14 protein-coding genes are annotated in these 13,064 nt (G+C 68.0%); 7 read left to right on the top strand and 7 right to left on the bottom strand.

What is annotated here, in order from left to right; genetic code table 11:
• Positions 1-113: 113 nt before the first annotated feature.
• A complete protein-coding gene (locus ETC07_RS08250) occupies positions 114-1,637 on the bottom strand; it encodes a leucyl aminopeptidase (RefSeq protein WP_136248025.1) in 1,524 nt (507 codons plus the stop codon).
• A gap of 297 nt (positions 1,638-1,934) precedes the next feature.
• Between ETC07_RS08250 and lptF the strand changes: the two genes are divergently transcribed.
• The 5 genes from lptF to bfr all read left to right on the top strand — a co-directional run bounded on the left by lptF (position 1,935) and on the right by bfr (position 5,572).
• On the top strand, positions 1,935-3,017 hold the full coding sequence (gene lptF / locus ETC07_RS08245; protein WP_136248024.1) for an LPS export ABC transporter permease LptF: 1,083 nt from the start codon (positions 1,935-1,937) through the stop codon (positions 3,015-3,017).
• The gene (gene lptG, locus ETC07_RS08240) at positions 3,014-4,078 is read left to right on the top strand and encodes an LPS export ABC transporter permease LptG (RefSeq protein WP_136248023.1); all 1,065 of its coding nucleotides are present in this window, start codon (positions 3,014-3,016) and stop codon (positions 4,076-4,078) included. Before lptF ends, lptG begins: the two co-directional genes overlap by 4 nt.
• Before the next feature lie 12 nt (positions 4,079-4,090).
• Positions 4,091-4,564 (top strand): RDD family protein, encoded by a 474-nt coding sequence (locus ETC07_RS08235; protein ID WP_136248022.1) that lies wholly within the window; start codon positions 4,091-4,093, stop codon positions 4,562-4,564.
• A 172-nt stretch (positions 4,565-4,736) separates the two neighbouring features.
• On the top strand, positions 4,737-4,943 hold the full coding sequence (locus tag ETC07_RS08225; RefSeq protein ID WP_136248020.1) for a (2Fe-2S)-binding protein: 207 nt from the start codon (positions 4,737-4,739) through the stop codon (positions 4,941-4,943).
• Positions 4,944-5,095: 152 nt separating this feature from the next.
• Entirely contained in the window at positions 5,096-5,572 is a 477-nt protein-coding gene (gene bfr / locus ETC07_RS08220; RefSeq protein WP_136248019.1) for a bacterioferritin, read from the top strand.
• Positions 5,573-5,745: 173 nt separating this feature from the next.
• Here the strand turns inward: bfr and ETC07_RS08215 are convergent, their stop codons facing one another.
• From ETC07_RS08215 to ETC07_RS08205, 3 genes are read right to left on the bottom strand one after another with little or no spacing between them, the layout of a single operon-like run.
• Entirely contained in the window at positions 5,746-5,973 is a 228-nt protein-coding gene (locus ETC07_RS08215; protein WP_136248018.1) for a DUF1653 domain-containing protein, read from the bottom strand.
• 15 nt (positions 5,974-5,988) lie between these two features.
• The gene (gene tcdA, locus ETC07_RS08210) at positions 5,989-6,813 is read right to left on the bottom strand and encodes a tRNA cyclic N6-threonylcarbamoyladenosine(37) synthase TcdA (RefSeq protein ID WP_136248017.1); all 825 of its coding nucleotides are present in this window, start codon (positions 6,811-6,813) and stop codon (positions 5,989-5,991) included.
• On the bottom strand, positions 6,810-7,574 hold the full coding sequence (locus tag ETC07_RS08205; protein ID WP_136248016.1) for a pseudouridine synthase: 765 nt from the start codon (positions 7,572-7,574) through the stop codon (positions 6,810-6,812). The genes tcdA and ETC07_RS08205 overlap by 4 nt, the downstream gene beginning before the upstream one ends.
• Positions 7,575-7,713: 139 nt before the next feature.
• Here ETC07_RS08205 and ETC07_RS08200 point away from each other — a divergent pair, with 139 nt between their 5' ends.
• Positions 7,714-8,502: a tRNA-uridine aminocarboxypropyltransferase gene (locus ETC07_RS08200; protein WP_136248015.1), complete on the top strand. Its 789-nt coding sequence runs from the start codon at positions 7,714-7,716 to the stop codon at positions 8,500-8,502.
• Here ETC07_RS08200 and ETC07_RS08195 read toward each other — a convergent pair.
• Positions 8,499-8,957: a MarR family winged helix-turn-helix transcriptional regulator gene (locus ETC07_RS08195; RefSeq protein WP_136248014.1), complete on the bottom strand. Its 459-nt coding sequence runs from the start codon at positions 8,955-8,957 to the stop codon at positions 8,499-8,501. The two genes, ETC07_RS08200 and ETC07_RS08195, sit on opposite strands and share 4 nt — an antisense overlap.
• Positions 8,958-9,157: 200 nt before the next feature.
• On the opposite strand from ETC07_RS08195, the gene ETC07_RS08190 reads away from it, so the two are divergent.
• Positions 9,158-10,105, top strand: coding sequence for a bile acid:sodium symporter family protein (locus tag ETC07_RS08190; RefSeq protein WP_136248013.1), 948 nt, complete (start codon positions 9,158-9,160; stop codon positions 10,103-10,105).
• A gap of 21 nt (positions 10,106-10,126) precedes the next feature.
• On the opposite strand, the gene ETC07_RS08185 is transcribed toward ETC07_RS08190, so the two are convergent.
• Positions 10,127-11,362, bottom strand: a complete 1,236-nt coding sequence (locus tag ETC07_RS08185; RefSeq protein ID WP_136248012.1) for a TraB/GumN family protein — start codon at positions 11,360-11,362, stop codon at positions 10,127-10,129.
• Positions 11,363-11,558: 196 nt separating this feature from the next.
• Positions 11,559-13,037 carry a TrkH family potassium uptake protein gene (locus ETC07_RS08180; RefSeq protein WP_438590658.1) on the bottom strand — a complete coding sequence of 493 codons (1,479 nt, stop codon included), beginning with the start codon at positions 13,035-13,037 and terminating at the stop codon, positions 11,559-11,561.
• Positions 13,038-13,064: the final 27 nt, after the last annotated feature.

Here is a 13,064-nt window from a genome sequence, read left to right as displayed (position 1 = left end):
GGCATGCTGTTCGGTATCACCGGGCGAGGGGCCGCTCGGGACATGAAAATCGCGCTTCAGGGCGGGAAAGGCATCGCCACGCCCGCAGGGTGAGCCGGGCGTGGCGATGGGCCTTATGCCTCGCTGTTTTCCTCGACCCGGCCTTCGGCCTCACGATCCAGCAGGTACTGGGTGAGCAGGCTCACCGGGCGGCCGGAGGCGCCCTTCTGTGCGCCGGATTGCCAGGCGGTGCCGGCGATGTCCAGGTGCGCCCAGGGGAACTTGTCGGCGAAGCGCGAGAGGAAGCAGCCGGCGGTGATGGTGCCCGCCGGGCGGCCGCCGATATTGGCCAGGTCGGCGAAGTTGGAGTCCAACTGTTCCTGGTACTCGTCCCACAGCGGCAGGTGCCAGGCACGGTCCCACGAGGTCTCGCCGGCGTCCAGCAGGTCCAGCGCCAGGTCGTCGTCGTTGGCCATCAGGCCGGTGGCATGATGGCCCAGCGCGATGATGGCGGCGCCGGTGAGGGTGGCGATGTCGACCACGCTGGCCGGCTCGAAGCGCTCGGCGTAGGTCAGGGCGTCGCACAGCACCAGGCGGCCCTCGGCGTCGGTGTTGAGGACCTCCACCGACAGGCCGCGGAGGGTCTTGATGATATCGCCGGGCTTGGTGGCACGGCCGCTGGGCATGTTCTCGGCGCTGGCGACGATCGCCACCAGGTTGATCTTCGGGCGCACGGCGAGCACCGAGGTGACGGCGCCGAACACGCTGGCGGCGCCGCACATGTCGAACTTCATCTCGTCCATGCCCGCCCCGGGCTTCAGCGAGATGCCGCCGGAATCGAAGGTGATGCCCTTGCCGACCAGCACATGGGGCGCCTCGTCCGGATCCTCGGCGCCCTGGTACTTCATCACGATCAGCCGCGAGGGCTCATCGCTGCCGTGGCCTACCGAGAGCAGCGAGTGGGCGCCCAGGGCTTCCAGGGCTTCCTCGTCGAGGATCTCGGTGCTCAGCGCGCCGCCGGACTCGGCGGCCAACTGCTCGGCGCGGCCGGCCAGGTAGCGCGGCGTGCAGACGTTGCCGGGCAGGTTGCCCAGGGTGCGGGTGGTGTTGATGCCCTGGCCGATGCCGTCGCCGACTCGCGCGCCCTCGCGGGTTGCCGCGGCGTCGTCGCCTTCGCTGACCAGCAGGGTGACGCGCTCGAGCTTCGGCGCCGGGCCGGGTTCGGACTTGAAGTCGGTGAAGCGATAGACGGCGCGGTGGGCGGCCTCGGCGACCATGCGGGCCTTCCAGTCGCAGGCACGGTCGGGCACCGGTACGTCGGTGAAGGCCACGGCGGTGTCTTCGACGGGCAGCTTGGCCAGCGCCGAGAAGGCGGCGTCCACGGCCTTGCAGAAGGCGCCTTCCTGGCACTTCTCACGAGTTCCCAGGCCGACCAGCAGCAGGCGGTCGGCGTTCAGGCCCGGGGCGAAGGGGATCATCTGCACGTTGCCGAGCTTGGGATCGAAGTCCTCGCGCTCGATCAACTGGCCGATCAGACGCTCGCTGGCATCGTCGAGCTTGGTAGCGGCGGGTAGCAGGTCGCCATCCTTGAACACCGGTACCACGAGGCAAGCCGTCTCGGCCTTGGCGGGATTGGCCGTCTGAACTGGGAATTCCATGGTGTCTCCACAAGACAAGCGGTGGGGGATTCTGGATAATGCCGGCACGTGGCCGATTCGGCCCAGTGTACCCTAGGAGCCCGCCGGACTTCACACCGATCTGTGGCGTGCGCGGGTCTATCGCCGTGGTATATGGCGAGGGGCACCGGGGCGGGGCATGGAGAGGGGCGGTGGCCATATCCACCCCGGGGATGCCGCTATCCACGATCGCTCGAATGGCGTTCGACACTCCCCCGGCCCCGTGTCTCATTGCATGGAAGAGGGTCGGGCCGGAAGGCCCCGGACCGGGAGACAACGTTGATCATATTCCGCTATCTGTCCCGTGAGATCCTGCAGACCATGGCCGCCGTGGCCGGGGTGCTGCTGCTGGTGATCATGGGCAGCCGCTTCATTCGCTACTTCGCCAACGCCGCGGATGGCGAGATTCCCCTGAACATCCTCGGCACCCTGATGCTGTTCCACCTGCCGGGCTTCCTCGAACTGATTCTGCCGCTGGCTTTCTTCCTGGGCATCCTGTTGGCCTATGGGCAGCTCTATTTGAACAGCGAGATCACCGTGTTGGTGGCCTGTGGCACCAGCCCCAACAAGCTGCTGCAGGTGAGCCTGGTGCCGGCCACCGTGGTGGCGGTGATGGTCGGGCTATGCAGCCTGTGGCTGAGCCCCGCCGGCGCGCTGCACAACGAGGTGATGCTGGAGAAGCAGCGCAGCCAGCTGGATTTCTCGGTGTTGAACCCAGGGCGCTTCCAGGAGTTCGGCGGCGGTCGCACCGCCTATACCGAGGCGCTGACCGCAGACGAGACTCGCATGGATGAAGTCTTCATCAGCGAGCGTCAGCGCCGCTCCGACGGCACGCCGACCACCGTGGTGACCCGTGCCGATGGCGGCTACCAGGCCGTCGACGAGGACACCGGCAGTCGCTTTCTGGTGCTGACCGACGGCGAACGTTACAGCGTCGACCCCGGCCGATCCCAGGCCGAGCGGCTCGAGTTCGGCACCTACGCCGTGCGGCTGGCCCGGGACGAGAAGAGTCTCGATCTCGATGATCCCGAGTTCGCCACCACGCAGGCCCTGCTGGCCGCCGACTCGTCGCCCGCCGCGGCCCAGCTGCAGTGGCGCCTGGGGCTGCCGCTGATGGTCTTCATCCTGACGCTGATGGCGATGCCGTTGTCGCGGGTCAATCCACGCCAGGGCCGCTTCGCCAAGCTGTTGCCGGCGATCTTCCTGTACGTGGCCTATCTCAGCCTGTTGCTGGCGTCCCTGGATGCCATCACGCGGGGGGCGTGGCCGGCCGGGTTCGGCATGTGGCCGATCCATGCCGCCTTCCTGGTCATCGGCCTGGCGATGACGCTGCAGGCCCAACGCAAGGGGATGAGCGGATGATCGCCGACCGTCTCGACCGTTATATCGCGCGCCAGATCCTCGGCGCCATCCTGGTGGTCCAGGTGGTGTTGCTGGGGCTCGACCTGGTGATCACCTACATCAATGACCTGGGTGACGTGGAGGGCGACTATGGCGCCCTGCAGGTGCTCCTCTACCTGATCTTCCAGCTACCCTGGCGCTTCTACCAGTATGCCCCGGTGGGGGTGCTGATCGGCGCCCTGATCGGGCTCGGCGGCATGGCCTCGAGCAATGAGCTCACCGTGATGCGCGCCGCCGGCCGCTCGCTGGTGCGCATCCTGTGGGGCGTGATGAAGCCGATCATCCTGGTGATCGCGGTGGTGCTGTTCGTCGCCGAGTTCGTCAGCCCCAAGACCGAGCAGTTCGCCAGCGCCTGGCGGCTCGAGCAGATGCAGGGCGAGGGTGCGGTGCTGACCGAGAGCGGCGGCTGGCAGCGCGAGGGCGACGACTTCTACCGCTTCGGGGCGATCCGCGCCGATGAGGTGGTGCTGGAGCTGACCCGTTACCGCTTCGAGGGTCGCGAGCTTAAAGAAGCGCTGAGCGCCCGCCGTGCGGTGTGGCAGGACGGCGGCTGGATGCTGCACGACGTCGACGAGACCCGTTTCCTGGATGGCCGCACCGAGACCTCTCATCAGTCGACGCGCGCCTGGCAGACCGAGCTGACCCCCCAGCGCCTCGATCGCCTGTTGCGCGACGTGGAGACCCAGGCGCCCAGCGAACTGTGGGCCTATGCGCGACATCTTCGCTCCCAGGGGCAGGACGCCACCCAGCCGCTGATCTACTTTTGGCAGAAGATGCTGATGCCGCTGACCATGGCCTCGCTGGTGCTGGTCGCGGCCTCCTTCGTGTTCGGCCCGCTGCGCACCGTGGCCGCCGGCACCCGGGTGTTCTATGGCGTGGTCACCGGGCTGGTGTTCAAGTACCTGCAGGACCTGCTGGGGCCCGCCTCGACGTTGTTCGGCTTCTCGCCGGCCTGGGCCGTGCTGGTGCCGACGCTGCTGTGTGCCGGGTTGGGGCTCTACCTCTTGCGTCGTACCGGCTGAACCGGAGTCATCATGTCGCGCCGTTTCGATCACCTCGATGACGCCTGGCCCGCCGGCCTCGGCCGGCGGCTCGGGGCGATGCTCTACGATGGCCTGCTGGTGCTGGCGCTGTGGGTCCTGCTCACCGCCGCCCACGTGGCGGTGAGTCGCCTGCTGCTGGGCATTCCCCCCGACCGGGTCGGCCTCGGTGCCGTCCAGGTGTGGTCGTTGCGCCTGTTGCTGGCGTTCGCCGCCGGCGCCTTCTTCACCTACTTCTGGACCCGCGGCGGCATGACGCTGGGCATGCAGGCCTGGCGGCTGCGGGTACAGACCCGTGATGGCCACGCCATCGGACGGCGCCAGAGCCTGGCGCGCTGCCTGATCGGTGGGCTGGCCTTCCTGCCGCTGGGGCTCGGCCATCTGTGGGTGTTGTTCGACGGCGAGCGGCGCAGCTGGTCGGACCTGGCTTCCGGCACCCGCATGGTGGTGCTTCCCCGGCGCCGCTGAGCCTGCCGCTCGCACCTCGCACCTCGCACCTCGCACCTCGCACCTCGCACCTCGCACCTCGCACCTCGCACCTCGCACCTCGCACTGCGGCCGAGGAATAGTCGGCGGCCATGCTTGCGATAGCCCATGCGAATCATTTACATTCTATGTGTGATCTAGACGAGGTGATGTCATGTATGTGTGTCTGTGCAAGGGTGTGAGTGACAAGGCGATCCGCCGTAGCGTGGAAGAGGGCGCGCGCAGCTGGCGCGATGTCCAGCACGAGACGGGGTGCGGCACCCAATGCGGAAAGTGCGCCTGCATGGGCAAGAGCATCACCCGTGAGGCCATCCAGGAGGAGCGGGTCGTGGCTCGGCAGGGGCTCGCCTACGCCGTGTGATGGCAATCGCTATCGTTTCTGTTGTCGTTTTCAACCATTTGATTTATTTGAGTTTTTGTAGGCATCGCCTAGACTGTCTGTCATGAATGGCAGCGCCGCCCCGCGCGTGCCAAGCTGAAAGACGATCCCGACGACAGTGAAGAGGTGGTGTCATGAAAGGCGACAAGAAGGTCCTCGAGTACCTCAATACCGCACTCGGCAACGAGTTGGTGGCGATCAACCAGTACTACCTGCATGCCAAGATGTATCAGGACTGGGGCCTGGCGGTGCTGGGCAAGTTCGAGTATGAGGAATCCATCGAGGAGATGAAGCACGCCGACAAGCTGATCGAGCGGATCCTGTTCCTCGAGGGCGTGCCCAACCTGCAGGACTACGGCAAGCTGCTGATCGGCGAAGACGCCAAGGAAATGCTCGAGTGCGATCTCAAGCTCGAGCACCAGGGCCGCGATGACTACATCGAGGCGATCGCCTACTGCGAATCGGTGCAGGACTACGTGACCCGCGACCTGTTCCGCGACATCCTCGCCGACGAGGAAGAGCACATCGATAAGCTCGAGACCGAGCTCTCGCTGATCGACAAGGTCGGCATCGAGAACTACCTGCAAAAGCAGATGCACGACGCGGAATAAGGCATTGTCGAGGGATGAGGTTGCCGGCGTGAGGCGCGATACACGCCTCCACCCTTGGGCGCCTCATTCGCCACCTGCGGCGGATAACCCGCGCCGCTTGGCCCTCCGACAGTGGCCCATCATCGTTCGCCAGAAGGCGCCCCGAGGGGCGCCTTCTTCGCGTTGGGTACCGTTCAGGAGAAGGCCTTCTCCAGCGCGAAGCGTGGCAGCGGCTCGCCCTGCACCTCGACGGTCTCCATGAACATGTCGAGCGGGCGCACCCACAGGCCGTAGTCGCCGTAGAGGGCGCGATAGGCCACCAATGGCGCTTCGGTCTCGCTGTGATGGGCCACGCCGATCACCTCGTAGAGCGGGCCCTTGTAGTGGCGGTAGATGCCGGGCGTGGGAGGCACAACGTCCATGAACGTCTCCAGGGGTTAACGGGCGGAATTGGCGTCGCGGGCCAGCCGTGCCAGGGTGCGCGAGGCGGCCACGAAGCCGAAGCTGCCGGTGACGAAGGTCGCCGCGCCGAAGCCCGAGGCGCAGTCGAGGCGCGTGGCTTCACCGGTGCCGGGCTTGGTATGGCAGACCTCGCCGTCGGCGCCGGGGTAGACGAGCTGCTCGTTGGAGTAGACGCACTCGACCGAGAAGCGGCGTTTCGGATTGCGCGAGAAGCCGTGGTCGCGGCGCAGCCGGGAGCGCACCTTGGCCAGCAGCGGGTCATGCTCGGTACGCGTCAGGTCGGCGACCCGGATGCGCGTGGGGTCGGTCTGGCCGCCCGCCGCCCCGGTCACGGTGAGTGGTAGCTTGCGTCGCTTGCACCAGGCGATCAGGGCCGCCTTGGCGACCACGCTGTCGATGGCATCGATCACGTGGTCGAGGTCCTCGGGCAGCCGTTCGGCCAGATTGGTGGGGGTCACGAAGGCGCTGTCCGCGATCACCTCGATGCCGGGCTGGATGGCCCGGCAGCGTTCGGCCAGCACCTCGACCTTGGGACGGCCGATGGTGCCGTCCAGGGCGTGCAGCTGGCGGTTGACGTTGGACACGCAGACGTCATCCAGGTCGATCAGCGTCAGCCGGCCGATGCCGGAGCGGGCCAGGGCCTCCACGGCCCAGCTGCCCACGCCGCCCACGCCGATCACCGCCACATGGGCATCGCGGAAGCGCTCGAGGGCGCGGGCACCGTAGAGGCGCCGGATGCCGCCGAAACGCAGCTCGTGATCGTCGGCCTCGAGAGAGGCGGGGCTCGGGAAGTCGTTCATGGCAGTTCACTGGGCTCGGCGGAGGGAACGCGGCGTGGATGGGGCAGGTGGCCCGCCCAGCCGAAGCGTCGCAGCAGCTCGGTCATGGGCGCGTCCAGGGCGCATCCCAGTTCGAGGCGTCGCCCCTCCATCGGGTGGTCGAAACTCAGGCTCACGGCGGCCAGTAGCAGCCGTGGGCACTGCAGGTGATCGGCGAAGAAACGGTTATGCACGCCCTTGCCATGCTTGGCATCGCCGATGATCGGATAGCCGCGGCGCGACAGGTGGCGGCGAATCTGGTGGCGTCGCCCGGTCAGCGGGCGCGCCTCCATCAGCGAGTAGCGACTGGTCGGGTAGCGCTCGACCCGTACCGGCAGCTCGACGCTGTCCAGGCGCCGCACCTCGGTCACGGCCTCCATGGCCGGCATCTCGGCCTTGGGTCGGCGACCATCCTCCTCGCGCAGCGCATAGTCGAGGCGTTCGCTCGCCGGCCCCGTGCCGCGCACCACCGCCAGGTAACGCTTGGCGACCCGTTGCTGGGTGAAGGCCTCGCCCAGGCGGCGGGCGACCTCGGGTGACAGCGCGAACACCATCAGCCCCGAGGTCGGGCGGTCGAGGCGATGCACCGGATAGACCCGCTGGCCCAGCTGGTCGCGCAGTGTCTGCAGCAGGAAGTGGCGCTCGCCCCGCGCCAGGGCGCTGCGATGCACCAAGAGCCCGGCCGGCTTGTGCACGGCGACCAGGTGTTCGTCGTGATGGAGGATGGGCAGCGGTTCGGTCATCGGGCGGCTCGGGAGATGCGGCGAGGGTGCCTATTGTCGCCGCACGGGGCGCCGCTGTCGACGGCGACCGCCGCCGAGGCCCTCGGCGGCGGGGCCGGCATGTTAGGATGCCGGCCCCGTCCGCGACGATGCCAGCACCATGAGAGACCCCCACGATTCGGCTTCCTCAGCCGCCGATGACAGCGCCTCGCCGACCACGGCGCCCGAGACGTCTGCCGAGCAGGCGTCGCCGCCGCGGCGCGAATTCAAGGCCCGCGGCAGCTTCGTACGGCGCTGCGATGAGTGCAACCTGCCGGCGCTGAACTGCCTGTGCCCCTATCGGGTGACGGCGGACAGCCGCTCCCGCGTCTGGCTGCTGACCCATCCGCTGGAGCACTACAAGCCGACCAATACCGGACGACTGATCCGCGATGTGCTGCCCACCACCGAGGTCTTCACCTGGTATCGCACGGCGCCGGACCCGCGGCTTTTGGCGTTGCTCGCGGACGAGCGCTACGCGCCGTTCGTGGTCTTCCCCGACGACCAGGACGACTACGCCCATCGTGTGGTGAGCATGGAGCGCGTGGTGGCGCGTCAGTGTGAGGGGCGGATCCCGGTGTTTGTGATCCTCGACGGCACCTGGCGACAGGCGCGGCGGATCTTTCGCCGCAGCCCTTACCTCGCCGAGCTGCCGGTGCTGCCGCTCAGCACCGAACGGCTGAGCCGCTACCGGTTGCGCAAGGCGGCCTCGGCGGCCCATCTGTGCACCGCCGAGGTGGCCGTGGAGCTGCTACGCCAGGCCGGCGACGAGGCGGCGGCCGGCCGTCTCGACGATTACTTCGACGTCTTCAACGACAACTATGCCGCGAGCCGGCGGCACGGCAAGATCGAGGCGCCGACACCGGCCATGCAGCGGCTACTGGCCGCGCGGGCCGACACCCAAGCCTAGGCGTCTTCCTGGGCGCCGGGGGCCTGCTGGAGGCGCCGGTCGATCAGCTCGAGGGCCTCGACCAGGGTCTCGAGTTGCGTATCGCTCAGCTCGCTGAGCAGGGCCTGCTCGGCCTCGAGCAGGTCGGCCCGCAGGACGCCCACGGCCGCCTCTCCCGCGGGCGTCAGGAAGACCCGCTTGGTGCGCCGATCCTGCTCGTCGCCGACGCGCTGGACCTGATCCTTGGCCTCCAGGCGGTCCAGGTGACGTACCAGGCTGGAGCCTTCCATGCCCACACGCTTGGCCAGTGCCTTCTGGCTGAGACCATCGCCGCCCGAACCGAGATGCATGAGCGGGGCCCAGCTGGCGTCGGTATGGCCGGCCAGCGCCATGTGATGATCGAGGGCGCGGCGCCAGCGGCGCGAGACGGTGGACAGGCGGATGCCGAAGCGATTGCGTGCGTCGGATGAGGTCATGGCATTAATGTTTTACCGCTAATTATTGATACTCGAACCTATCATGCGTGCTCGGGGTGTGTCAGCCAACCCGGGGAGAGCGTCGTCGGCCGGCCATTGCCCGCCTCCGGCCGAGCGACGATGATGGCATGGCGGGGCCACCCGATGAGCGGGGGTGGGCCCAGCCTCGAGATTCCCTCATCCCACAATAAGGACGCGTCATGCCCTATTTCGAGCGCTTCAATCGTCTCTTCCCCGTCTGGGCGATACTGCTGGCCGTCGTGGCCGCCTGGCAGCCGCAGCTCTTCACCGGCCTGGCAGGCGGCATCAAGACGCTGCTGGTGGTCATCATGTTCGCCATGGGCCTGACGCTGTCCAAGGCCGACTTCGCGCGGGTGGTGAAGTCGCCGGCACCGATCGCGGTGGGCGTGGTGCTGCAGTTCCTGATCATGCCGCTGGCGGCCTTGGCGATCTCGCGGCTGTTGGGGCTGTCGGATGCCCTGACCATCGGCATGGTGCTGGTCGGGGCCACCGCCGGAGGCACCTCGTCCAACGTCATGACCTGGCTGGCCGGCGGTCGGGTGGCGCTGTCGGTGTCGATGACCATGGTCTCGACGCTGCTCTCGGTGGCCGCCACGCCGCTGCTGACCTGGCTGCTGGTCGGCAAGAGCGTCGATGTGCCGGTGGCCGGCATGCTGGCCAGCATCGCTCAGCTGGTGGTGGCGCCGATCCTGGTCGGGGTGATCGTGAACCACTGGCTCGGGGAGCGTATCGCGCGGGTCGAGCCGGCCCTGGCGAGCCTGGCGATGCTGGCCATCGTGGTGATCATCGCCATCGTGGTGGCGCTCAATGCCGGGCGGCTGGCGACCCTGGGGCCGATCGTCGCCCTGGCCGTGGTGGCCCACAATGCCATCGGGCTGGCCGGAGGCTATGGACTGGCCCGGGCGCTGCGCTTCGACGAGCGCACCGCGCGGACCATCGCCTTCGAGGTGGGGCTGCAGAATTCCGGCCTCGCGGTGGCCCTGGCCAACCAGTTCTTCACCGCCACGGCGGCCCTGCCCGGGGCGCTGTTCTCCGTGTGGCACAACGTCTCGGGCTCGTTGCTGGCGGGCTGGTGGAAGCGCCGCACGGCGGCGGATGACGCCGAAGCGGCACCCGTCGCGCGTTGAGCCCGTCGCCGGGGCAGCGGGTTAGCCGAACAGCGCCCCGGCGATGCGGAAGCCGGCGATCCAGGTGCCGGCGGCGGAGCCGAGGGTGGCGGCGAGGAACACCAGCAGGGTGCGCGAGACCCGGTTGCGCCACCAGCCCTTCACCTCGGTGACGTCGTGGCGCAGGGTGGCGAAGTCGCGCACCTTGGGCTTGCGCATGGCGAGCTCGACCCCTGCGGCCACGAAGCCGGCGCCGACGGTGGGGTTGAGCGAGGTCAGCGGGGCGGCGATCACGGTGGCGATCACCGTGACCGGATGGGCCAGCGCCACCAGGGTGGCCGCGCCGGACAGTACGCCGTTGATCAAAAACCACTCGGCCACCAGCTGCCAGCCGAGTTCGGTGTTGCGCGAGAAGCCGATGGCGAAGCCGGTCAGCACCAGCGCGGTGATGACCCAGGGCAGCGCCTTCCAGACCTTCGAGGGCGGCGGCGTGGCCTCCAGGGCCTCGCGCTCCGGCGTCGGAGCCTCGGGCAACGGCTGCTCCAGATGCTCGGCCATGCCCTTGAGGTGGCCGGCGCCGATCACCACCAGCACGTGGCGATAGTCGCCCGGTGGACACTGTTCGGCCAGGCGCAGCGCCATGTAGCGGTCGCGTTCGCTGATCAACGGCGTGTAGAGGGTCTCGGACTCGGCGGCGAATTCGCTGAAGGTGGACTCCAGCACGTCGCCTTCCTTGAGCCGTTCGATGTCCGCCGCGGAGACGTCCTGGCGCGACAGCACGCCGCCGAGCAGCCCCGAGAACAGCGAGAAGCGCTGCCACCAGGGCACGTTGTGGTAGATGCGCTTGAGTGTCACGCCGACATCGCGATCGATCAGCAGCAGCGGCAGGTCGCCCGCACGGCTGGCCTCCAGGGCGGCACGCATCTCGGCGCCGGGCTCGATGCCGGACTGCTCGGCGACACGCTGCTGGAAGGCGCCCAGCGCCAGGCTGGCGGCGACCATGCCCGCCTTACCTTGGCGAAATATCTGGAACAGGTCCTGCTCGCCCAGGGCATCGGGGTTGGCGAGATTCTGATGACGCGATTCGCACAGCTCGATGGCCACGGCGTCGAACTCGCCGGAATCGATCAGCTGGCGGACCTCGTCGGCGCTCTCGGCGGAGACGTGGGCGGTGCCCAGCAGGGTATAGCGGGTCGCGCCGACCGTGAGGGTGCGACGCGGACCGCCGCCGGCAGCCTGCTCGCGTTCGACGGTGGCGGTGTCCTGGGAGTCGGTCATGGACGCTCGAGTCTGTGAGGGTGAAGGCTCGATTATCCACGAAGCCCGCCGGCGGGCCAAACCCGCCGCGGGCGCTTGCACCGGCTTTGCGACTTGTCGCTATACCGCGTCTGCCGGAATTTCGGGGGCGCTGATGTATGTCGCGAGCGAGGCGAGGCGGGTCGCCGCCGGAGCGCAGCAATGAATCCGCGCTTGCCTATTTCCGCCAGAACATCGGCGTGAACAGCACCAGCACGGTGAGGATCTCCAGGCGGCCCATCAGCATGCCGAGGCACAGGAGCCACTTGGCGGCATCGGGCAGGGAGCCGAAGTTGCCCGCCGGGCCGATGATGTCGCCGAGCCCCGGGCCGACGTTGGCGACCGCGGTGACCGCGCCCGACAGCGCGGTGACCAGGTCCAGGCCGAGCAGCGACAGTCCCAGGGCGAGCCCGGCGATGGTCAGGAAGAAGAAGAACGAGAAGGCGATGACCCCGCGGGTCACGTCATCGGTCAGTGGGTGGCCGTTGTAGCGGGCCGAGAAGACGCCGTTGGCATGCACCAGGAAGCGCAGCTGGTTGCGCAGCAGGGTGAGCGCGACCTGGAAGCGGAACACCTTCATGCCGCCGCTGGTGGAGCCGCTGCAGCCGCCGATGAAGGAAAGGTAGAAGAAGGCCACCGCGGACAGGCTGCCCCAGGCCGTGTATTCGTCGCCGGCATAACCGGTGGTGGTGACCACCGAGATGACGTTGAAGGTCACCTGGGTCAGGGAAGTGAAGGCGTCGTTGCCGCTCCCGATGCGCCAGGCGGTGAGCATCACGATGACGATCGTCAGCAGCCCCAGTAGGCCGCGCACCTGCTGGTCATGCCACAGGGCCATGCGGGCGCCGCGCAGGACCCGGATGTAGATCACGAAGGGCAGGGAGCCGCCGAGCATGAACAGGCTGCCCATCCACAGCAGGTGGGGCTGGTCGGCGTAGGCCCCGAACGAGGCATCCGAGTTGGCGAAGCCACCGGTGGCGACGGAGGTCATGGCGTGCACGATGGCGTCCAGCGGGAGCATGCCGCCGAGCCAGTAGCTGGCCACCGCGGCCAGGGTCATGCCGCAGTAGATGATCAGCGTGGCCTTGGCGATGCCGCCGGTGCGTGGCATCACCTTGTCGGACCAGTCCGAGGACTCGGTGTGGAACAGGCGCATGCCGCCGACCTTGAGGAACGGCAGGATGGCGATGCCCATGACGATGATGCCGACCCCGCCCAGCCACTGCATCATGCCGCGCCACAGCTTGAGGCCGTCGGAAAGATTATCGATGTCGCTGAGGATCGTGGAGCCGGTGGTGGTGATGCCCGAGACCGATTCGAAGACCGCGTTGGTGAGCGACAGCTGAGTGGCTCCCAGGACTAGCGGCAGGCTGGCGAAGCCGCTGATCGACACCCAGCTCAGGGTGGTGATCACGAACATCTGCCAGGGCTTGAAGCTGACCTCCACCCGCAGGGTCGACAGTAATACCACGGCCGACGAGCCGAGCAGGATCAGGATCGACAGGCCGAACGCCATGGTGTCGACGTCGTCCTCCAGCAGCAGCACCAGCCAGGGCACCATCATGAAGGCCGCCAGCACCAGCCACAGCAGGGCCAGCACCTTGAACACCGGCGCCCAGTGGCGTGTCCGCGTGATGGGCGTCCGACCCACCAGCAGGCTCACGAGTGCGCCTCCAAGGCGCGG

Origin of the sequence: Halomonas borealis (assembly GCF_004798905.1) — a bacterium.
GTDB lineage: Bacteria > Pseudomonadota > Gammaproteobacteria > Pseudomonadales > Halomonadaceae > Halomonas > Halomonas borealis.
This window is presented reverse-complemented; position numbering and strand designations above follow the sequence as displayed.